Annotated in this window: 1 protein-coding gene (running past one end of the window); it reads left to right on the forward strand. The window is 41.4% G+C overall.

Annotated features, from left to right (window positions below; translation table 11 throughout):
* Window positions 1-26,420: part of an HAD-IIIC family phosphatase coding region (locus C4533_05260; GenBank protein RJP28364.1), annotated on the forward strand (this coding region is incomplete at its 5' end). 49,580 nt of the annotated region lie beyond the right edge of the window; the window shows 26,420 of its 76,000 annotated nt.

Here is a 26,420-nt window from a genome sequence, read left to right on the forward strand (position 1 = left end):
TTATGACAGTAAAGCCTCTGCATCCGAAATCATATTCAGCAAATCATTTATAAATAAGCTATTATCCTTACCAAATAATCAAGCTATTCTTATAATTGCCGTTAGGTTATTGCATCTCTTTGGCCAATCAAGATTCGAAGGCCAGTACGGCTACTACCGCAAAGAATACGAGCTTATAAAGAAAGACTTAAAGCTATTCCAGGTATTGCTTAATACTTACTCAGAAGAAGATATCCTGGCGGTATATCCTCAGCATACACTTAGCATGTTAAAGGCATTAATTGATAACCCTTCAGTATTGGTTGATTTAGATAGTGTAATTGAAGAAATTGAGCGCGATGAGCAGGAGCTAAGGGATATCTACTCTCAAAGAGCTGCTATAAGCCTTGAAGACGAAAGCGTGCTTGCCGCAAGAAGAGACCGTATGCAAAACCGTATATTCCATATTGCTGATCCAGATGCTCCGGGATCCACGTTATCTAAAGTAAGAAAGCTTAACCTCTTTAATGGTACATTCCTTGGAGAATATATTGAAATCCTTGCCCACAGGGGTATTGCCGCAGGAAGAGAGTCATTTTTCTTCCTTAACAAAGAGCAGTTAGGCAGGATCCCTTTTAGTCAGCTTAAGAATCCGAGAGTCCCCTGTCCTTTGAATGCCTCCTGGAAACGCCAGTATTTTGCATTCCATAAAGGAAGGCGCTTCTCTGATGGTATAGGAGTAACCTTTGCCGAAGATAAGCCTGCATATGTGCAGACAATGCACAGCCACCCGACATTTGAGCGCACCGTATACCTCTGTGACAATAAAGGTGTTTATTTTAGCGCTGACAGTTCGGTACAGGCAAAGATAAAAGCATTCCTGGACGCAAAAGACCAGGCAGGGCTGCTTAGATACATAAGGGAGACAGGGATATATATTAATCCCGCATTTGCCGATGTAACTATTGTCCCTCCTGGATTGAAACATTCGTTATTTACCGATGATGAATTAAAACGCAGCGCAGACTTTACCATAAAGGACCCGGTGACCCAGATCATTAAGGAATTCGTGTCCGATATAGAAGAGGATGTTGAAATAGAGGCCGATAAGGTAACTATAAGTACAGATGAGGTCTCTACAGTTGTAAGAGACGGGGTTACCGTTTACAGGAGAGGATACGGTACATATAATTCCAAGCTTTTAATCGATGAAGAAACCGCTGATATGTTTATGGCATCTGATGGTAGCGGAAATCCCGTTCCTTTTATGTACAGGCCGATTACCATCGCTAATAACATAATAGTCTTGGAGCCCGGTGCAGTTACTCCTCAAGATATGGATATCTTCAGGTTCGCCCCTATATATCCCGAAGAGAAAGCCCAGGTGATACATATCATTCCTTATCCCCGAAGGCTCCCTGAAGGTTACCAGGATAAATGGTTCCTTGATTTTGATGATGCCGAACAAGAGAAATGGCCATGGGTACATGAAGATAAGCAGACAGGCGAGCAGCATGCTGCCGAGATATCTAAGCTTAAAGAAGCAGGTTACATTGATCACTCTTCCATAAAAGCCGAAGTAACCGTATATGATGCCCAGGGCAGGCCTATAGTCGTCACATACGATGAAGAGGGCAGGCCTGTAGTCACAAAGGAATACAAAGGTGGTGATACCATTATTTTAGATAATTCTGTTGGCCAGGGTAATATCGCCAGCTTCAGCGTAAGGAATATATCAAGGCGCCCTGAGCTTGAGATAGCATTTTTTGTGGTAGAGGTGACCAAGAGATTACCTGAGACAAAGGCTATCCCGGAAATACTGGATAGGAACTCAGGTGTGGTGCAGGCGGCTAGCAGCCCGGTTGATAAAAGCAATAGATCTTATGGCGTGATGACTACTGATAAATGGTTAGCGCATACAGATAGGATGGAGCAGGTTCTTCATGGCGATTTTTATGGGGTAAGACCGGTTACAGTCCAGGTTGTTCCTTCGTTGTTGTGTGATTACAAATGTCCAAGTTGCAGTTATGGACATTCAAAAGAAGAAATCAGGGCATTGATGGAAGGTGATGATTTTGAGCGCGATACGCTAGTAATGGATGAAGAAGAGATAAGGAGCATATTGTTACGCCTTAAAGAAGGAGGGGTTAAAGCTATAGTAATTACTGGAGGCGGTGAGCCATTTGTTAATCGTAAAGTAACTTTAGAAGGTATACGTTACGCAAGAGAAATTGGTTTAAATGTCGGTGTATTTACCAATGGTAGCTTGTTAAACGAAGAAGCATGTGAAGAGATTATTAGGGCTGGTATCAATTTTATTCGAATCAGCCTAAATGCAGGTACGCCTGTTATACATAGATTATTTCATGGTATAGGATCAGAACAAGTATTCTATCGCGTGCTTGATAATATTTACTGTCTCGCAAAGGCTAAAGAATCAATTGGTTCTTCTGTTGGTATTGGTGTAGGTGTTATTGTTAACCCTTTAAATATTATTGATTTAGTCGAAATCGCTAAAAGGGTTAAGGAAATTGACAATCGCGTACCAGGCATGATTAATTCTCTTGCTTATCGCCCTACGGTACGTTATGTGGGTGGCTGCCAATTTACCCCCAGTACATTTGAAGCGATAGAGTATGTAAAGAATCATGTTAAATTACAGCGTTATTATCAAGCTTATTATGATTTCTTCTATAAAGGGGCTCAGTTACCAGATGAATTTTTCGTAGAAGCTTTACAAATCCTTCAACATGAAGTTGAACCTGTGTTGCGCGGAACGAGTGTTCAGGTTCCAATACCAGTTGATAGATTCCAGGGTGTAAGTAATGCCGGTAAACCATTTAAAGAATGTTTAGCTTGCGGATGGGTTAGTTTTATAGTACCTGGTGGGAATATGTATCATTGCGTTGAGCTAGCGCTAAATGAGCGTTTGGTTATTGGTAATTTACATGATCATACTCTTGATGAGATTTGGCAAGGTCAAAAGCGTCAGGATGTAATAAAGTACATCAATGAAGAAGGGTTATTTACAATATCACCCGCGGTTTGTATGTTGTATGAATACAATCGCACACTACATCAGCTTAAAGAAGTCTTTGAGGGAGATCCTGTCCGTGGAGAAGCGGTAAAGGAAGAAATTAGATTAAAAAGCCAGCAGTTTAGGGCCGATATCCAGAGGAAGGTACAAGAAGAACATTTTGAACCCGGATTTGAGAATTTTATGTATCCGCTTGCCGTGCCGCAATACGCTCAGCAGCAAACCGAAGCCAAATACGGAAAGGAGAGAGCTATTATCGATATACAGGTATCAGGTTTGACCTTGAATCACTCTAACTTCCTTGACAGCCACTTCGAAGCCTTAAGCCAGAGGTTACAGGAATTAGAGCGTCTTTTAGGTCGCGCACCGCCTGTTCTAAATCCACAGTCCACAGTCCACAGTCCACAGTTAAAATGGAGATTAGTGATTACTACTAATCTGGAATTAACCCGGGGCAATGTGGCTGCCTGCAATATCAATACCCGGAGCGTATTTATCCATCCTTACTTCTTCGAGTGTCCGAATACCAAACAATTTGAGATTATTTATCATGAAGTTGTAGTTCATATTGCGAAAGGAATCTTAGATGAAGATAAGGCTATGCAGGAAACAAGAGATTTCTCTACTAGCAGAGCAGATGTTTTAATAGCCAAGAAAGTAAGCAAGAACGGTAACGAAGAAATCTTGGCTAGCAGCCCCATTGGCACAATCAAATCTGGTAATATCCTAGAAGGTTGGCTTACGCTCGGAGAACTTATTAATAAGCTTACAACTAACAGGGAGAGTGGTAATCCGTTTAAAGTTCTTTTGTGGGGATATCCGGGGAATTTTAAGACCAGAATAGCTTCTTTGATTAAAAATTTTGGTATTGGCCAAGTTTCGGCTGAAGAGGTGGATGTTTATATTGAGGCTAAAACCGATCAGTTCTTGGGTGATTTAAGAGATGCACAAGGCAAGAAATTAATTATAGCCGAGGGATATTGGGCGCCTTATTGGTTTGTAAGGAATGGTTTATTTCCGGATTTATTTGTTCTTCTGAGGTCTAAGAGAGCCGAAGATATAGCCGATCAGGAAGCCTTAGAATACTTCTTAGAAAGAGTCAGGCCGTTTGTTGTAGCCTTTGTCCGCCATCTTGGGAAAGACCCGAATCTCGATTCAACATGGGATATGATTATTAATACTGAAGATGTAGGTTACGCTACAATGTTAGAGGCACGCATGAGGCCTAGGAATTATGAAGCAGCACAATCTTCCAGCCCCATTGATAATAACCCTACTAACAAGGAGAGTATAAAATGCACGCATTTAATCTACAAGATCTTGAAGTGGTTGAAGTATTTGCCTCAAATTATGGTATTTACGTCTTTGCAAAATATCCGCAATGGTTTCACGTTTATAATTTCTTCATTGACTCACAAGGTAAGGTCAAAGGTAAGGCAGATTCAGGCGAGTGGCTTGACCTTACTTCAGAATCTGGCAGTTTCATCCAAGCGAAAGTTCAGTCAAGGCTTCTTGAGGGTTACGAATTTCATTAATGAACATAGGTTCTTAATTACATTAGTTGGAATCGATATCATGGTTGCAGTTTTTGCAATATTCTGGAACAATAATCATCCTCTCAAAGGACCGCCAGCAGTACTTAGCCAGGGTGGGAAAGAAATTAAGGTCCAGCCAGAGCAAAAGCCACAAGGAAAAGTTTTTATTTGGCCGCAAAAGAAAGCGTTTTCCATATACGCTTTAAGTATTTTTGGCATATCAACCCGTTTATTAATTATCGGTGTTACTTTTTCCAGCATGCCTTTTATTGCTCTATTGGCTTCAGTAAGCTTGATACTCAATACTATATATTATGTACGTTTAATCCGTATTTATAACAAAGAATATACAAATTTAAATAGAAATTCCAGTAGCGATAGCGGGAAATCTTCTAGCCCTATATCTAATTCGCCATTCGAGAATAATAGTCCATCGCTGCCGCCATTGGGAGGGCCTATTTTGAGCCATGATATGAGCGAGTATTGGATCCTTGATAAGGAGAAGACAGAAAAAGATTTTATTGTTTTGGGGTTTGGTTTGAAAAAAGGAGTGTTAAATTTAGGTAACGCCGAAGTTATTATTACGCCATGGGCAGTAAGCATGAACTCCTGTTCGCTATATTCAGTTTACCGAAGCCAGAAACTTGCTCAAGAGATAGTCGTTCGTGCATATCAAGGAGCCTTACATATTGCGCGTAGGCTATGGTTGGACCCACCGCTTGTACATCGTTTCTTCGGGCTTTCTTATACAGAATACATTAGGTTTCAAAATGACGAAGGTGCAGTTGAACCTGAATGGGCAGAATATCCTACTTATCCAATATTTAAGCACATAGGGTTATCCTATGGGCAAGATTTCCACGAGATATACGGTAACGCTGATATTATTAATCTTGATACTATTTTTGAGCAAAAGATTGGATTCTATCATCAGGGCGGGAATATGTATATGCGCACAGATGAATTTGAGCGCGTAGTTGAAGCATCTTGGAGGCAATGGTTTTATATCGATAGGGCTCATGCTGTGTATGGTAATAAGGTTGACCAGTATCCCTATCTTTCTACTTGGCCGGCACCTATACTGTTAATAAACGCAAGAGAAAAGGCAAAAGACCATAGAAACCATTTCTTAAAAGATAACGAGGATGATTTTATGCGGTTGCTTCCTGGTTCAGTTGATTTTAGTTCTATCTCCTCAGATATTCTGCATAGTCATTTAATGAGAGAAGAGTGGAAGATTGAAAAACATGCAATCTCGGAAGAGAGGAGGATATCGGCAGAAGGAGATTTCTATTATGGCGTTATATATATTGGCTCTATAAGTATGGTTATTACTGATAAAGCAGTAGAATTTTATGTTTGTTCTGATATACATAGAGGGACTAATGCGGTAGGCGCGGGCAGAGAGATGATCACGCGGGCTTTCATTACAAGTTATTTTATTGGTAAATACTTAGGTTTGAATCCAAAATGGGCGGTTGCCTATTATACTGTAGGCGAGAATGATGAGCGCGAGGAAGATAAGAATCCAGAATATCTCAACAGGCTTATTCGGCCTTGGTATGAGTTATTTTCCGAGCTCGGTTTTATGGTAAAAAACTTAAATGATAATTTAGCCAGAAGCTTTTTTGGAGATTCTGTAAGAAGGGGTCAATATTGGTATCGCGGCCTGGAAGATTTTATATACGATGCAGCAAACAATTGGATAGTTTGGTTTTATACAAACAAAATAAGAGCTTTTGAGAGAAAGACCGGAAGTACTTCTATCAGCCATGATACGACGATGTCTGATTCTGATGTTGCTACTATTAGGAATGAGCTGGATGAGAATTTAAGAAGAGTGTTGCGTAGGTTAAATTTTGTCGAAGCAAATACTGTATCGTTGTTCTCAAGTGGGAGTTCTCCCTGTGTTTCTAATCATCCTGAGCGAAGTGGAGGATCTATTCATCGTCGAAATTATTCGGCCTTCGGTATTAGAATGATATTAAATTCGGAGCTTCGCAGTAATTCTGTTATAAATATAAGACCATTGCTTAATCCACAGGGTAGTTCACCTTCCGTGCCCCGTTGCAAGATATTTTGTATTCGGTTATATTCTACCTTCCGTGGCTGGTGGAGAATATTTCCAATTTTGCAACGGGGCGTGATTGGTGGGGAGCATTTACTCTCTTTACAGAGAGGGCGTTTCGGTACGCAAGTATGGCTGCCCGCCTACCGGGCAGGCAGGCCTGCCTGCCGGACCATCGGCTTCGCCGAGAGGCGAGTAGGTAGGGTGGAGGACAATTGCGAGTTCTCAGCGGGTTCATCAATTTCATCATCGCCAATATCCGGATTAAGAATGCATGTATGGTTGGAGTGGCGTGCTTTCCTTGCCGGACTCCCTAAAGTTAAGCTAATCAGTAATGACCCCGTGTCTATGGAAATTGCCTTACGCAGGTTAAATCACGGAGAGTACCCTGATCCATGCGGAATTGTTACTACATTCTCAAATCATCTTAAAATAGCAGCTTTAAAGTTAGCAGCGATAGATAGTGATGAATCAAGAGATATATTAAGAGACCTTCAGGAGAGCATTGATTTCTTTAACATTATTTCAGATACAGCTGCGGATATAAAAAACATAAGCGCAAGGTTTATACATTACCGCCGTTATTCGCGCAGGTATTTACCACAGTTATGGAATGAGCAGGCAAGATTAATTCGGAATTTAATCAAATGTACTCTAGCCTATCTTGAGAATAATAGAGAATTAACCATGCAGGTTTTTAATTTAACCGGTTTTTCTAATGAGATTCCGGTATTAGAAAGGGCGTTGTTGTACTTTCAGGATACCTTAGCACTGGCCCAAGGCCAGGCAATGCCGATAGAATGTAACGTGGAAGGCTTAAAGGCACAATTTAAAGACTTAGTTTCGGAGTATTCAGGTAGATGTGATAAGTTGAAGCTGAGATTTAGGACTTACCATGGTGCGCGCCCTTTATTCATAAACGTCCCGAGAGTAATAGCTGTTGTTGCTAACTTGATTGAAAATGCGCTGGATGCAAGAGTTGAGGGAAGGCCGTCTAAAATAGGGATCACTGTTAGTATGGATTATAAAAATGGCATTATAAGAATCGCCTGTAAGGATAACGGCAACGGGATGGATAAATATGCCCTTACCCGGGCAAAGCACAGGGATTTTACCACTAAGGCCGAAGGCACAGGCTTAGGCCTAGCTGAGGCTCTGAATGTAACAGAAAAAGCACATAACGGCAAGCTTATTATCAGGTCGTTATTCGGAAGGTGGACGAAGGTAATATTAGTTTTGCGTTCATCAGATCCACTTGATTCTATATTACATTCTTCGGATGATGAATTTTCTAATGACTATGAGTTAGGGGAAGCTTCTTCGCCGATATCCTATATGGATAGAGAGCAGAAGGCAGGGATGCAGAAAGAAATTAATGATACCGGTGAGAGAATAAGCGTAATTCTAAAAGCCATTGGTATCAATAAGGTGTTATTAACGCTTCAAAGCGAGTTTGAGCATTGGAGGATAATTGGCTGGCTGCATGATTTAGGACTAATGCATACAGATGAGGTTATAAATCTGGCAACGATAGATTATCATTCCGATACTTACGATGGCCTTGATTTAGCATCAGGAAATTGGGTAAGGTTTTTAATAACCAGGTATCATCCTAATATAAGATTATTTTGGTTGAGAGATAAATTTCACAGCGAAGGAAGAGAGTCTGATAGTTTCTTCTCTAAAGTTTGGGCGTTGCCATCTGAATGGGAATATGGTTGGGAGGGTTATGTGACCCTTGATCTGGATTATTTTATGCCAGTGGCTGCTATTTCTGAGGAGGCATTAAAGGCAGAAGTAAATAATCTTGTGGATGCCTGGGTAAATAATCGGATAAGAATTATTGGCTTGCATATAGATAGAGGCGAAATAAGGCTGGAGCATACTCTATCGGCCTTAATATTTTTGGCAGAGGCGATTGAAAGAAATGCTAAAGAATTATCTCTGGCACATACAGTTTCTTCCCCTGTAACTATACTTGCCTCAAGCAAGACAGCCAAAGATTATTTATTTACTTCTCCCGGGCAATTCGGCAACTTAACCCAGGAATTAGTAAGGAACCAGGGCCTTCATGGCGGTAAGGGGAATATCTTCTCTAATCATAGAGGAGTAACTCCTCCGGGTACAAAAGTAGTAGATTATAATGGCCGGTCATTCCAGATTGACGGCGTAAATCTTTACAGGACACCCCGTATAATACCCCCTACTTCAAATAAGAGCGATTCCAAGCTTTCCTTAGAGCGCTTTCTTGAGTTGATTACTTATAGCCCGTATCAATTATACGTCTGGGTGCATAATAAACCGCGAATGGCAGTTGCTCAGTGTTTGACCGATAAGACTATCCTTGAATTATCCGAAGGTTCAGTTGCTATGCAGCAGGCAACCGGTTCAACCAATGAAGAGATAAAGATATTATTAGGTAAGATAGGGTTTCAGGCAGATATAGATTGGTGGGATTTCCTTGATGATTATGTTTTCTGGGTTAAATTCGGCAAGCGCCTGTTAGCAGAGAGAAGAGAAGCTTCTTATTACAGGATACACCGTTCAGCAGTTATTGACCCTCTTGGTTTTGACCCTGCCACTATCATTGCCCCAAGGCTTGACGTAGAGATAGATAAATATCTTAACGCAGGGTTTAATCTTGAGATGGCAGCAGCAATGGCCGGCTATGAAGCAGTCCAGGTATTCTCTAAGGAACTCAGCGAGCGCCTAGGCCCGGATAAGACCGCAGTCATTGTGCTCAATGAAGGGATCGGTATGGAAGGCCATGTCGGTTTTAGCCACAGCGTATTAGTATTTGTTTATACGGATCCGGCTGCCGCTGAGATATTCCTTAATGCAATTCGTAAAAATACAAGGATAGACAGGGACCGCATATTCCGGTTTGGCCTGCGCTTATACGGACTTATCTTGCGTTACAACCGAATCCTTGATGCATGGTTTAGTTTATATGGCAAGAATATGCATAGCCAGCTTCTACGTCCTGATTTCATGGCGCCGATAATGTTTGCTACCGCAATAAATAACTTCTGGGACTTCCTTAAAGACGGTGAAAAAGATATCAACCCTTCAATCAAAATTCTCATTGAAGAATATTCACTTTTCAGATTTGATGATTTCTTGCGTTTCTGCGCTAACCCTACATATAAGGCAAGGGCAAGGATAGAAGAAGCCTTTGGTTCTTGGGATGCATTTTATGAAGAGCTAATGCGTGTAATTGAAATACTTGAGCGTGTTCCTGAATTCGGTCCTACTCAAGGGCCTTTAAGCGCCCTGTCCCGCGGAAGAGGTAAAGTTATCCTTGTTGCCAACGGGCCGCACAAATACAGAGTTGCAATCAATTCCATGTTCGCAGAATCAAGCGCAGAGCATCCTTCAGGTACGAGCGGGCAGGTTGGCGATCGCGTGGTTATAATCACCGAAGATATACTTGAGACTCTGGCCAAGAATGACCTTCCACTTTACAGAGAGTCTATGCCTTATATATGGCACCTTGATTTTGATTTCCCGAAAGAGTTAGATCCTGATTTGGCGGTGGCTCAGTGGAAAGCTGCCGGTTACCATGAGAAGATATATGAGCAGGCCCCGCTTAAGGAGGCGAGAACAAGTAAAACAATAGCCATACCGAATCCCTCAGAGATAGCAGCTTTTGGGCATAGCTCATCAAGTCCTATTGAATCCAATGCCCTTATTTTTGACATTATTGAATTAATAGAAGATGCTGAATCGGAATCAGCTACTAAGTATGATTGGGCAGGCAGGCTTTATGAAGAATATAAATCAAGAAGCCAAGAACCCGGGTTTGATGTTGCATTCAAGGAAGCCATGCATATCCTTTTATTCCATAAGAGCAGTGATGTGCGTATGGGTGTTGCTTGGATTATTTCGCACGATGAATTTCTAGGCCCTGTACCTCATCCTTCTGTAAGCGGTTATTCTGATAGATCTGTAATCAACGTTATGATGCATTGCCCTTCAACGGAGACGCCGCGTATGATTGTTGATTTCTTTAATAGCGTAGACTCGAATGAAAAAAGAGATTGGATTGTTGACCAGCTGATAAGCGCAACAAGCATAAGCCAGAACGACGGGGTAAGAGAAAGGATCCTTGATACGATAATAAATATATTTGAATTCAAATTATATCCTTTAAATACATCTGTGCATGATGGCCATCTTTATGAGGCTTTAAGCGCGGGGCGCTTTCATCCTCAAGAAGAAGGGAAAGTCGCAGTTACAAAATATGACCCATTTAATATAGAATTAAGGCATAAGGTAATAAATGGTTATACCCCAAGGGTCTATGTAAATGCGCTTACTGCAAATGGAGCAAAAGTGAGGCTTCCAAAGAATGCCGCTGTTGTCCAGGAGGGCAAGACAAAAGTTTATTCTTGGAAAATAGATACTTACCGATTTGAAGATTATATAGACGTTGAATTAATCCTGCTTGATTCTTCCGGTAAATTCAGGCTGATAATAGAAAACAGGCACTTTTTTTATATTGATAAGATACCTCCTGTTAGTATACCTGAACAGAAGGTCGATTATGCGCCATTCTCTCAATTGACCGGTAAAAATGTGCTCGTATGCAGCATGGAGGCGACTTTACTTATGCATTGGCTTTATGGTGCCATGGGTGGAGGCTTGGGTGTATTAATGGGGAGTTTTTTAAGGGCTCTGCGTTATTGCGGAGCCACATTTTATTTTCCTTTGCTTGTTTATCGTGTCGGGCCGCAACAGGAAATAGCTTCAGGTAAGGCAACAATGAATCCAAAATCAAAGTTAGATTATTCTGTAATACTGAATGGCTTTGAAGATGATTTAGAGAAATGGGAAAGAATTGATTCTAAGGAAATATCGCTTAATCTACAAGGCAGAGCTTTCAAGACAAATGTAATATTAATGCGCCTGACAGTTAAGGAGATAGAAGTTGTTTCATATGTTCCTTTTATAGAGATACCTGATGGCATTGCTGATCGTTTATATCCGGGAGATTCAGCCTCTTTGGAAAGATTCATACAGGCATCTTTCTATTCAAGAGCGGTATTGAAGACAATGGAGGCGTTTGATATCACCCCGGATATTATTCAGGTACATGAATCTTTTCCAGCCGTATCTTTAGTGCCTGATCTCTTCTATAATCCAGAGTTTAATGCTGACCAGCGTTTTGAAAGAGGCAGGCAAAATCTGGTAGGATTTGCACATACAGTAGTCCCGCAAGCTTTTCCGTTCTATGAGCCGTATTTCATAGATATGGTTCTGGGTATGAATGTAGATCAGTATGAAGGTTTACTGACGGATAGGCTAGTAGACGGTAGGCCGCGCAGGTCTTATGATTCATTTTATGCGCTAAGCTTAAAAGCTAAATGCGTCGGGACTGTAGGGCTTGAACACCGTGGAGTTATGGCTAATACTTTTCCTGAATTTAAGAAGAAATATTTCGCAATAGAGGATTCAATATGGCCATTTTTCTGGATGTTAAAAGCACAGATCGCAGATGGCGGACAAGTCTTGCCTCAGAGTGTGCTTTGGGAGCAAAAAGAGGCAGCTGAAGCAGAGATGGTAGAATATATAAAGTTTATCTTTGGAATTGAATTAGAGGCTGGTAGGCCTACTATAGTACAAGCCAGAAGGTTTGCAGATTTTAAGTGGAATACGTTTGTAACTGGTTTGCCTGGTTTCTCGGACTTAACAGGTATATATTATTTATGTGCTGATCCAGCAGAAGGAGGGTTAGGCTTTAATTTTATTGTTGGCGGCAAAGCGCATGAAAGAGACAAGCTTTGCCAGGACTGGATTGAAAGATTAAGGAATTTTGCTAAAGATGAAAGTCTTAAAGGCAGGTATGCATTTTTGAATTGGACTACCGAAGACTCTCAGGTCGTGATAAGAGGAGCAAAAGCAAGCCTTCAAACTTCAATACCTCCTTATGAGGCAGCAGGCATGAAAGATAAGAAAGATTTAATTTGCGGGAACATTCCTGTATCAAGTTATACCGGAGGGCCTGTCCAGCAACTAACAAACATCATGTCGCATGGGTTAAGAGGCAACGGCTATCTATTTGAACCATTTTCTCCGGCAGAGTTGCAAAAAGCCTTAGAAGATCTTTCGGCACGTTTCTATGCGCATATTTTTAGCCAGAAAGGCTTATCTTTCGAAGAAATACAGAATTTGCCTAATAAGAAATGGGTAGAGTTGGTTCTTAAATATATGCAGGAAAAGCCCGATGGCATTGTCGACATAATGCATAACGCAACCCGTATGCTCCCTGTTGCTGATAGCCGTACTGCAGCAATGAAATTTGCTTTAGTTTATGCAAAGTTGCTCGGAGAGCAGCTTGATTATTCTCAATACCCGAGTTTTATGACCAGGATGCTTGATAGGTTTAATATGAGGATTGAGAATATCAATGGGGCTTCTTCGCCTTTAGAAGGAGATAGTAAATTTAATATCGATAGAGAGATAATTAAGATTTGGAAAACTTTGAGGGGTGGGAAGATAGTTGAAGCAGGCAGGATGCTGGATGAGCTTAAAAGGAGAAATGATAGTTTTCATTTCTGGTTGATGACTGATTTTGAAAGGTTCGTTGAGCAGCCGCAAGGCGCGCATGAAGAAAATACAATAATTGCTACTCGTTTTACACGCGATGGAGCATGGTTACTTAATTCTATTATCGGGGTTATTGAAAAGATGCAGGAAGATTTAAGAATTCTTGTTTATCGTGATAATGTTGAATTATCCAGCCCGGGAAAGTTTGCAGCATCTGAGATAATTTCAAATATGTGGAAATTTGCACACTCAGGAGTTTTTGTTGCTTACTATTTATTAGGCATGGACGGTAATATTTCAGGGTTAAGGCTTATTGGCTTAGATAAAGGGCCCGGGATCAAAGACATAGAGTCTGCTTTAAGGTTAGGGTTCTCAACATACGGTTCGAATGGTAAGGGTTTGTATATTTTGAGTAATATCACAAGCGCACAATTTACTGATTTTAAGATTGAATCAGTTGCCGGAGAGGGTATCATGGTTTCAGTTGATATATCAGTACCCGGATCATCAAGCCCTGTTACCAGCTTAGGATCTCTGCCCAGACTAATAAAGTTGAATCCGGATATTTCGGCGAGCAGGTTGTTTGTTGATGTCCACAGATTAAGCCGTATAGGTTTGATGGGATATGCTTTGATACGCGCTCCTCCGGCAGCAATCTATTTTGTTCCCGCATTATTGAGCCAACCGCAAGCACGTAATATTAGCATCTCCTCCAGCCCATTAACTAGCAGGGACGGTTCTCAAACTAAAGCAGAAGCGTCCCCTATAGAAAGGGACAGTTCTCTCATGATTTCAGAACCGTCCCTTCCTAGAAAGAGTTCCAGCCCGATAGACCCAGAGAGATTACCATCAATCACAGTTAATAGATTAATTTCACATGAGATAAACTCGGATATAACCGATTGGTTGAGGAATATCTTCTCATCATACGGAATATTTATAAAATACGGAATATCATATCTTGAAATAGACAGAATTCACATAGTAGGTTTAAACCGAGAGCCCGGAAGGGAGATTCTCCTGGTTGATCTTTTCACCGGGGAGCGCATTCTCCGTTTCCATGTTGTTTTCTATAAATCAGGGTATAACCTTGATTATGGTATTGATGACGGGTTTGAGAGGATAAGCACCAGGCTTATAGATATGCACAGAAATTTTAAGTTGATGAAATATTCCGAAGAATTAGCCGTATCGGGCATAGATACAGCCGAAATCGTCAGATTGAATAATGAAGCATTCAGGGAGTGGATTGCCGGGCAAGAGTTTACATATTTCAACGGAGGCGGAGATGCTGCAGTCTATATAAATGATGAACGCACTTTAGTGGTAAAAAATGTGCATGATTATAATAAGGAATTACTCAATATGCCTGCGCCTTTTAAGGGATACCTTCTTGCAGCAGAAAGATTAGGCCATTTAGTCGTGCGCTATGTGACACTGGAAGATTTGGTTGTTAAGGTCAGGAATAAAGACGGAGTGGTTGAAGAGAAACTGTTTAAGAAAGCAGTAATACAAAAATTCGTTTACGTGTTTTTCAAAGAAGGAGTCTTTGATTCTTCTTTAGGCAAAAGAAGGTGTGAAGGTATATTGGCCGATACTATTGGGCAGGGCGATATGCAAACAGCGAAAATGCTGATTGATGAATTCTTATCCAGTATAAGGGCGATTATGGCAAGAGGAATCGCTGACTGGGACATTAAAGCCGAGAATTACGGATATGACCCTTCCGTGGGTTATGTCTGTTCTCTGGATATGGGTAAATTTATTGAAGCTTATAACCTGGATTTTCGTATGGCCAGAGTTTTTATAAGAAACCTTCAGAGGACAAGAAATGAGATATATTCCTGGACTAAGGATGTTTTAGGGGAGAGAGAGGCAGTTGAGTTGCGCGATCATTTTACGGAAAGGGCAAAGGAAGTTTTTAGAGTCAGAAGCGATTTTACCTTTGACATAACAAGAAGTGTCGATGATCTTGAAGCAGAGAGCGAGTTGGAAGAAGATATTAAAGATATGTCTGATTACGAATTGAAAGAATGCCTTCCGGTCTGTTATACCGGTTTACCTGATATAAGAAGGATTGCCGTAAGAAATATCGCCGGGTACTTAAGGGGGTTAGGCAGGGCTCATAGAGGGTTAGCATTTGTATTAGCAAAGATTGGCTTTAACGAGAACGCAGCTACGTATGCAATGTTTCAGAATCTGGAGGTAAGATTTGTAGATTCTAAGATCCTGTATTTGCCAATTTATGACAATGATACTTATTGCGGTGTAAAGTTAAGAATGCTTGATAATGTTGCAACCGTTGAGGATATACATGAGAGAAGGATTTGGGATAGGCTCAATGTAAGGCGGTATACAGAGGTGCTTAAAGAGGCAGTTAAGACGATAATAAGGTTTTATTATCCACAACAGGTCGTTTATAACACATTAGCAAGCGAATTCAGTCTTAAGATGGTAGACGTAGCTGACAGGCTTGATACGGCAAATCAGCTTGGCCGGATTAGCGGCGAGCTGGTGAATACTGAGCGCAGAAAAATATTGCTTAGTAATCTGTTTGGTATAACTGATACAAGTAATTTGGGCCCAAGGGTAAGATTAGCTTTTGATAACTTGAGGGAGAGAAGAAGGTACCCCTTTGATGTAGAATTACGGGATATATATGTCCGGGAAGAGGCAGGCAGAGTGCATACAGAACTCGTTGCTTTTGGTATGACTACCAGAAAATGCCTTGAAATAGAGATGTTTTCTGACCTTATTAACCGCCTGAAAATACCAGAGAATATAGTTTTCCTTGCCATTGAGGAAGAATTAGGCCAGAGGGGAGGAGCAATATTCCTTGAGAAAGTTTATTTCCAGGGTACCCACGATGATCCTATTGTTCAGTCTGTATCAAGGCAGTTAAATTCTCTGTATTCAAGGCAAAGAATGGGTATAGTTTCAGCGCTATTAGTAAAAATGGGATTAATTCCAGCTGAGCCAGTGGAGGTAACCAAGGCCAAAAGGCTGCAAAGAGAAAGATTAGCTGGTTTGCTTGAGCATTTAAAGAAGGTTAACGGAGGTAAAAATGGGAATGGTAAAACTTCGTCAAGCCCGATAAATAGTGTTATAAATATTTTAGTTGTCAGGAAAGCGTTTTCTAAGTTGTTTGTATTATGGCCGTTGCGTGTAATTAAAGGATTTTTGTCTACCTTCTCCTCCTTCGCCCAGCATTTATCATGCAGTGCTCCGGAGGACAAGATTACAGGTGCGCCTGAGTGCCGAAACAAAATGTTCTACCTTCCGTGGCTGGTGGGGAGCATTTACCTTCTTTTACAAGAAGGTGTTTCGGCGCTCAGGCGTGGCTGCCTGCCTACCCGACCATCGGCTTCGCCTAGAGGCGAGCAGGCAGGGTGGGAGCGAAAACCTCGTGCAACCGCGATATTTGCAACCACAATAGGCAGCCTCATAGCTGAAAAAGCAGGAGTTTCTCTTGATGCGCAATATATAGGTAAAGGATTATGGTTGCCTGTAGTGTTAGAGCGCATGATAGAGGGTCATAACATATTAAATGGTTGTAGATGTCCTTTATGCACTTCAAGCTCTAGCCCGATAAACTCCAGTATCAGGCTTGATGATACCACAAAAGGGAAAATCTGCCGCCTTATGCGCCTTTATAAACAGAGTAAGATCACTATTCAAGAATTATCATTCGGGTTAAACAGGCTCACAGATATAAGGAGGTTAACGGCTTATTTCTTAAGCGGGATACAACTGGCAAACCAGCTTGGTGATTGGCGCTCAAGAGATACAATGGAGCAAGTTATCTTTATGACTAACATACAGGCCGGTGTTGGTAAAGGAGTGCATTATTTCGTAAGGCTTTTACATTCCGAATATAAAGAGGATATCGCATCAGCCCGCCGGGTATTTAAAAAATGGATGAAGCAAGGGGGCTGGATTACTACAGAGGCTGTAAGGGCATTGACCGATAAAGGAACCCGCGACAGCCACGAGCATACAAGGGATGCTTGTTTTAGGCTTTTAGTCGAACTGGTCAAAGATGATGCTGGCGCATACGGCCTTATCAGCGCTTATGGCGATTATTTGCACTATGAAACAATGAGGCTAAATAGCGAGCAGGATAGAATAAAGTTTATACTTGATGCGATTATTGCGGTAGAAAAAGAAGGCATTAGGAACATACTTGAAGAAATTGGAAAAGGGCAGGTTTTACTGGATGCTTTAAAGGAATATAAAACAAAGAGTGGCGGTGTTGAGTCAATATCTTCTCCTGTGCCGCAGAAAGAAGCTGCCGGTTCCTATCCAAGAGTAGCTATTTGGGATATGGATGAGACTCTGGGTTATTATGATTCTGCAATTAACGATGTTGTATTAAGAAGGGATATTTTTCTTGCGCTGGGCTGGTTAGGAAAAACAGGTGTAATGAATGTGCTTGCTACATCTGCGCCGGAGAAACACATGAATAGGTTTTTAGACAAAAGCGGGTTAAGGGGCTCTTTTAGCTTGCTTTATTCCAGGAAAAAAATTATGCCGTTTAAAGGGGTTAAATATTACTCCGAAATATTCACAGAGTGTGGTTATCCCGGCATAGAGTCATCTGATCAAGTAAAGAGGGAAGCAGCCAGAAGGTCTATCGTTATAGGAGATAACCCGGGATTGGATATCGGATGTGATGTTATCGTAGATGACTTGGGTCCTGTTTTTATTCATCTTGATGCGCTTAGTAAGACCGTTCCATTGATGCAGGCTTTTGGGACAGATTTAATCAGCGTTTGTGATGTGCTCTTAAGGGAAGGTCGTGGATTTTTCGCAGATGGGTTCAACAGTATTTTAAGGAAAGTCTTGAGTGAGCATTATTGGACTTGGAGGGTTTTCCATAATCCTACTTATACTACTGATCATGTCCAATTTAAGCTTAGCTACGAAAAATTAGAAGGCGATCACATTCCGGTTATCTCTGCAATTAATAGAATAGGGCATGAGAATAATACGGACCAGGCCAGCAATAATAGCTCAAGCCCGGTTTCCGATGGGCATCCACAGGAATATGTTATAAATCTCTGGGAGCGTTTATTGGATACGGACAAATCTAAACGAATGACAAAGCCAGAAGCCATGTCTGAATTAATAAGGCTGATCAAGAAAGATTTTAATGTCAATATTGGAGAAGAAGGTGTTAGCTATGACTCCGAAGAGTCAAGACAGCGGATATTTACGGATATATACAAGGCTGATTTTCCTGAAGCAACCAGTGTTGCTTTTATGCCATATGCTATTCTCCTTGGCTATCTTGAGCAGCCTGAAAGATTACTGCTTAAATTCTTTGACAGCACGGTCGGAGCAAGACAGCCTTCAAGCATAAGCTTATTGGCAGAGCGTTCTATTAGTCAGATTGTCGGCAGTTCCGTCCATTTTCATAGCCATAAGTTATTATGGGAAGGAAGAGAGCCAGTTTATTCAAGAGCAGCCGCTAATATTACAAAAGAAGAAGATATCGAGCTTTCCTGCGATAAACTAGCTATGCAGAAAATACATGGGGCAATCGAAATCATCAAAAGAAGAGTGGCGCATTTGGGAAAACAGAGTTATGAAGAAGCCTTATCAAATGCCTTAACGCATATGACTATTATAATGCTTGGCGGGATAAGGCTTGTTTTCGTAGATTTTGACAACATGATCGTACGCCCTATACATGCCGGCAGGAGAAGGCAGGTGTTGTATTTACCTGAAGGGTTCTTATCAGATTTTGATTTAGATTCGGATGGTGATATGAATGAACTCGCAGAATATATTTTCCATACAATGCTCTGGTTGAATACTTACCGTAAGATAGCAGAAAAGAAGAGGCGTGGGAATATGAGGCTTGCGCTTAACAATATCGTAAGGACCTTTACGGAAGATGGAGGCTGGTTGGGGTTAGTCGAGGAAAGCCAGATAAAGAACAGATTATTATATCTGATGCGTGAGACTGCAGTTGATATATCCAGGGAGGTGGCTCATGCAATACATATTCATGACGAATGCCTTACCAGGTTTGACCAGATGGTAAACAGCTTAGAGTTTGGTAAAAGGAGCGTATATGATAAAACTTTCAGAGAATTCGCTAATTCTTTAAGAAGAAGGTATGCGAGAGCCGGATTTTATTGTGAATTATTAGGCGCAGATAAAATTGCCGAGACTTGCTATGAGCGCATGAGGGAATCAGTAAGGCTGATACAGCGCTTTGAGTTAGGTGTAAATCCGGTACAGTTACAATACAATTTGACTATGTTTTATCTTAAGAGGGGGATGTTTAGCGAATTCTTAAGGGAGCTTGATACATTGTTAACCGGGAAAGATTATCCGGAAGCTGATATTTCGGTGAACGTTTTTGATGCGGCCAGGCAGGTAGTCCTTGTTATGCCGCTTTTAGTATCCGGAATGATTGAATTCCTTGAGAAAGAGATTGATTACACATTTACTTATTATAGATCTCAAGTTAAAACCAGCCAGGAGATCCAGCGGTTAAAAGAAATACAGGAGAAGGCCAGAGCGATGATTTCTGATTTCCATAAATATAGCAAGGCTGTCGAGGAGTATCAGGCAAGGCACCCTAACAAAGAAGCGACATCATCTCCTTTGACGAATTCAAATGAGTTTAATAAAGCCTTTACGGCAATATCAAAACTAGACCCTGGCCAGTGGTTAGGAGAAAGATTAATATCTGCTGTTCTTTCCTGCAATAATAAACAACCGCCTTTCGTAATTAAGATTTCTAATGCCGATGATGTAAGGATCCATAGCCATCTTGCCAAAAGATGCCAGGAGAGGCCCGAGCTTGATCACGAAATAATTGTGCTTGAGGTAGTAAATGTTGAAAGCAGGGCAAGGGCAATTATACGTCTGATGGCCGGGACACGTTCTGATATTGAGGTATTATTCAGCGACATCCCGGACCATAATGAAGAAAGAGCAAGAAGGCTATTTTTGGATCTTGAGTGTGCTTTTGATTTTAATACAGAGGTTATAGGCATTGAGAAATTAATCGGGAGTGAAGCACAGAATATGCTTACTGTGCTTAAAGCTCTATTTGCGGGAGTAGGTTTTGGCCGGGCCAAAGTTATGTTTAGGGTGCAAGAATTCAGGGATATGGTCCGTTTTCCTAAGGTATTCAATGGGAGAGCTGAAGAAAGCTTGTCTAAGGATTTTCTTGATAGGGCAGCCAGGGTCATGGCATTGATAGGAAATACAGGATATGCGGAATTGGATGAATTAGAAGGCAGGAGCCTGATTGAGCGTATTTGGTATAGGTTTATAGGCTTTGGTGTCTTAAGGGTAAGATTAGATAAACTCGCAAGAGTAGATATTAAACAAAGAGCAGCGCAGTGTTTGGCGTTATTGAGCGATGCACAAATAAGCGAAGCCGAGCGTAATTCGTTGAACTCCAGCATTGAGGCAGAAAGGAGAAAGCAGCAGGAAATAGACGGACAGATTGCTGATATTCCAGGTAAGCTGAGCTTACTTCAGGCTGAGGTTGAACGCATCAATGCGGAATTAGCAGAAGAATCAGGTCATTCAGATACGTATAAAGCTAAAGCCGCGGAGTTACATGAGATAAATACCCGGGGTGTTAATACTAAGAGAGAAATAGAAGGGCTAGAAGCTTCTTTGGAAAGAACTTTGGCTGGTTTAAGCCCTGCAGACAGAGAGTTATTTGATAAGGTTGCCAGATTTAAAGCGAATGTTTCTGATTTAGAAACCAGGGTACAAAGAGGAGCAGAAAATAAGGCAGAATTGGAATCAAGAGCCGTTAGGATGAAAGAAGCAGTCACTCATTATGAGGCACAACTTAAGCAGGCGGCAGGAGAGGAAGCAGTTTCTCAGATAAGAGACATCGAGCAGCGTATATCAGAACTACAGCCAGCTTATACTAGACTTGGTAAAAGGTATCAGGCTTTAAGATTAGAATGCCAGCAGATTGAGCAGGAAGAGGTTTCCCGGAAGGAACAATTACAGAGAAGGGTACTTGATCTACAGAAAGAAATTGAAAGGTCTTCCGGGGACAGGCGGAAATTAGAAGAAAATCGAGCTTCTACTCAAGAGGCTTTAGAAGTACTTTTGAAACAATCCGTAGCGCTTGATGCCAAGATAAGTTCTTATCGGGATAAAATTAACCAGTTTGAGAGTGATAATGCGCTAATGGGCTATGTGCGCCTTAAGCAGGAACTCCAGGTGATAGAAACGCGTTATGCCAGCCAGCCACAAACTGGGAGGCGCTCGCGTTTCACGGAGTTAAGAAAAAAAGCACAGGACCCGGAAAAGAATTTGAGCCAACAAGAGCGCGCAGAATTGGATCAGATTATTGCTGATCGGCAGAAAGAAGCAGAGCTTCTATCCGGGATAAAATCCTATTATTCGGAGGCTGACGTTGTAACAAAAGTCGTTGATGACTATTTTGATAATCCGGACAAAATCATGATGTTCTTTGATGCGGGATTGGAGGCTGCAGACAGACCTGAGCTGAAAGATTTAAAAGAGCAGGCCAAGATTTTAAGGGCAGAGTTGTTGGCTGCAACCGCAGAGCGGGAGCAGTTGCAGAATAGATTATCTGAGATTACAAAGCGGATCTTGGAGTTATCTACTTTATCTAGGGTAGTCGCAGATGTTGAAGCAGTAATTACCCGTTTATTCAGGCAGGGCAATCAGGCTATCCCTAGTTTAGAATATACTAAAAGTGATGAAGCAAGCGCTTTTTCGCACGCATCAAGATTATTTGGCAAGCTGATAAGCGCACATAAATTGGTATTGCTCGGTTATTTGGAAGAGCCAAAAGATACTCCCAGCTCAAGCCCTATCTCTGTTGACGAGGTTAGGTCAGCATTAGATAACGGCCGCATTCGCAAGACAACCATGCTTTTAAGAGAAACCGACCCCAAGGATCAATCGTTTGATGCCTTAAGAGAACGCTTAGCGAATAGAAAGAAAGAAAACAGGCGTGTTCTGGAATGGGTACAGAGGATGAGGGAGTTTAGAAATGACGGCAGGTTGCATTTGGCGATAAGAAATGCCAAAAGAATACTTGAGTTGAGTCCGGATCATCCGGAAGCAAATGAAGTAGCGGCTATAAGAGGAGAATTAAGGAGTCTGGACTTAACCGGGATGAATAATGTTTATGTAAGAGGTTTTCTTTACCGCAGGCTTGACGAGTTCCGCGGTTACCTTCATGAGAAAGGCTTAAAATTTACCAAGATAATGCTTGTTGAAATGAAAACGAAAATTGAAATCCGCCTTACTTTAAAAAACGGCAGGATTTTGACTTATTCGATAGCCCTTGATAACAAAGGCAAGCCCAAAGGAACCTTGCCTAACCAAAGAAGTGCGGACCTACTTTATATCTTACTTATCCATGGCCAGATTCCGTCTATAGTGAATGCGGATAATCCGTATTTGACGAGGTCATACGGCAAGAATCGCCAGATCCAGCTGGATTTTGTTGATTTCTTCAAAGTCGTAGGCAACAAAGAATTAGCTGTATTTACGAAATTTGCCGAGGGAAAAGTTGAGGTATATATAAGTGATGAAGACGAAATGGGCTTGTACGTTTCGATAATGACCAAGAACGGTCTACCGGATGTTAAGGGTGCTTCCAAGAAACAAAGGCACTATATTGTATTGAATGTTTTGGTTGAGCAGGAAGCTGTATCCAGCGAAGGAATCAGTCTTAAAGACTATAAAGCTGATTGGTTGTTAGAGAGAGCAAGAGTTGCTTTAGAAGCTAATGATTTCAATACCGCAAGGCAGAATATACGGGCAGTTTTTGATTTCTATCCTGGATCTAAGAAGGCAGCTGAATTACTTAAAGAATACGAAATTGAGAAAAGCATGTATTACCACCGGAAAATAATGGCAGAAAAAATGCTGGTCGGTGAACTTAAGCCATGGCGTGAGCGTGTAATAGATGACGAAGGCAATGTTTATATTTACCTCCATCAGGATAATGGCAGGCAAACCCAGGGGATCGCGCTTAATTTTGCTCTTATACCAGACTTGTCAGTTGGTTCAACATTGCAAATAGTGCCTATTGTTTCCCAGGAAGCGTCTTATAGCCGAGTTTCAGTATTAGTTTATAAGGATATGACTGCAGAAGAAATTGCAATAGGGGTATCTCCATTAAGAACCTGGAGCTACGATCTTGAATCTGATAACCTTAGAATAATAGGTGATGGCACGGATCTGCATATGAAACTGAGAGAAATTGACTCTGCCAAGTTATCCGTAGCTAATACTATGGCTGCAATAGGCAGGATAAGGGGTGAAAATTTTAATGGGGTTTATCGGAGACTTTCCGGGCAGGTAGAACAGGTATTATTGCTAATATCAAATGATGCTTCCAAAGAGACAGCTTGTGCATATATGTTCGGCCTCATAGATAAAGCAAAAAGGAGGTACTCTTCCAGCAGGGTATTGCATGTTCTTCTGGATAGCATATTATATGACCATTTCCTTTATGATGAAGACTCCATTAGAGAACCCGAAGAAGAACAGCTGAAGGCGCTAAGCAAGAAGCAAATGAAAGAGTTAATGGAGTTTGGCGTCAGCTCTTCTCCCATTGATAATAAAGGCGAATTTTCAACCCGGGTTACTGTAATTGCAGATGCTGTAAAGGCCTGGTCTAAAGAAATGTTAAGTATATTCTACTGGGTTTGTTTTGAGCATGCCGGATTGTTATATTCGGCCTTTTCGGTTAGTAAGCTTGTCCAGGTTAGTGGCGCAACTTTAAGGGTCATAAGGTCGGATTTGGGTAAGCCCTATGTCCATTATTATGTGGTTATATCGTGGCCTGAATCTAGCGGTTATTTAGTTGATATTTTTCCTGAAGGTAACAGCAGATTAGATCATCTTAACCACGAAGAAGATAAAAGAAGGTTATTTACAGAAAACGGAGCATTGGTCATTCCTCTATCTGAATCTGAAATAATAGAAGAGGGTTTTGGCAGGCCCTCTGATATGGAGATAGTCTATTCTTTAAATGATTCAGAAGAGTCTATTGACCCGGAGTTTATTATTTATTTGGGTGAGGCCAGAAGATCGCTGGGAGACTTATGGAGTTTTAACAGAATAGAAGATGAGCATATCGGAAGGAGTATCCTTCGTGAAACAGGGTTATCTCATGAGATAGGAAGGAGAAAATTCGTATCAAGCCCTATTATGCCTATTGGAGGAGTATCTTATGAAGGAGCCGGCCATAACCGCCCTATAGACCTTGGAAATAATTTGTATAGGCTTGTTAATATTAAGAAGCCAAGAGAAATAGTGGTTACATTAGAAAGGTCAAAAGATGAGGATGTAATCAATCTTAATGAAGCAGTTATTTCGGCTGTTGTAGCATATTTATCCGGGTTGATTGAGGAAGATGTTAGGTCCCGCAGGCTCGGTGCCGAATTGACTGCAAGGATCAGGTTGCAGAAAGAAAGAATAGAAAAGTTGCGTTCAATACAGCCCGTTTCAGGGTCCGCCCCTTCTTTGACAGCTACTGAAACCGGTAAATCTTCATTTAGCATGGTTTTAAATAGTGAGATTACTAAAAGGAGAGGCAGAAATACCTCTTCTCCTATTAATCTGGATGAAAGGCTAAACAGCCGGATAGTAGACATGCTTTCTGCGGGATTGAGGCCCGAGTCTACACTTGTTATTACGCATGTAGGCAGGCATCCAGATTATGGCGAGGTGGCAGATAGGATCATATCCGGCGTGGATAAGCTTTACCAAAACCAGAAAATAGATAGTAGGTTAGTATTATTTTCAAATACGCTTACTTCTCCCTACCCGGGAGGTTATCATTCCGATGGAGGTGTATTGGCTCCTGATGCTAAAATAGAAGTAAGCGGATCAGGCGACGTATTCGTCATTGCCGGATCAACCGTGGGCGCATGCCATTTAATAACTTACCAGGAGATAGTAGATATTGTTGCCTCAAGGCACAATACAAGGGCTGTGATTTTTATACCTTTGGAGGCAACGGACAGGACAATCAATCCTACCGCAACGGATGAAGCCTATTCCATGTATCTTGCATCAAATATTAGTATAGGCGGATATGAGGTCTTTGATTTTGTTAATCAGCATTTTATCCCAGGCCCGGGGCAGACACCGGAAATAATATTAGTATGGGTAAAAACATCTCAGGAGGCAATAGAATGGATAGGCCGGATTAAAGAATTATCACAATCGATTGAACGGGCATCTGTTCTCCTGGGCGCAGTTTCTCAATTTAAGCATGATGTCAATAACCGTCTGACAGCCATAGTGGGCAATATTGATATGGATTTGCTTGATGCCGGTATTCAGGAGTCATCTATGAAGGGTAAGCTCAAGCAATTGATAGATAGTGTTCGGGTTTCATTTATAACTATCCCTAAAGGGAATACGCAAATTGTTGACATTACGCAGGCAGTATCCATTATTTGGCTATGCCAGTGTTTTATAAGCGAACTTCTGGCCTGGTCGAAAGATACTGATGAAGATGCGATCTTTGAGGGATTACCATTAAGAAAAGACCAGTTTTCTCCCAGACGTTTTGGTTATGTACGCAGAGAAATAGGAGTCATTAAGAAGATGATAGATGTGCTTAAGCGCGCCGGTGAAAGCAGCCCTTCCATCATAAATAGAGAAAGAATTGATATAGGCAGGATTATTAAAGAAGAGCTTGAACATATTGAAGGCATGAGGAAAATAATCTCTGAATCCGAGCCAGGGTTGTTTGTTTGGGGTGATGAACTGTTATTAAGGAATATTTTACTGAATTTATTTGTTAATGCCAGACAGGCAATGGCTTCTTTGATAGAAGTGAAGGTAGGCAGGGTAGAGGCTTCCGGAGAGATAGATATAACTATTCAAGATAACGGCCCCGGGATACCGGAAGAAGATATTCCTCTTGTATTTGATTTATTTTTTACCACTAAGGTTGACGGTAGCGGCATGGGGTTATATATGGCTAAGAAAGCAACAGAGGCAATGGGTGGAAAAATTTCAGTTCAGTCTGACCATGGCTCAAGATTCAACATCCGTTTAAACGCAGCATCTTCTCCTTTGGAAAGATTTGGATTTAGTGCGCATGCAATCAACGGCCCCCCGGCTTTATTTACCGGTTCTGTTCTAAACCCGCATCAAGCAATTCATTCCAGGGGGGCAGTTCTCCGATTACCCGGAGAAACGGTCCTGTCTTCAAGCCCGGTTAAATATAAAATCGTGGTACATGAATTTACAAGACTTA

This window comes from Candidatus Omnitrophota bacterium, from assembly GCA_003598025.1.
In the GTDB taxonomy this organism is placed as follows: domain Bacteria; phylum Omnitrophota; class Gorgyraeia; order Gygaellales; family Profunditerraquicolaceae; genus Profunditerraquicola.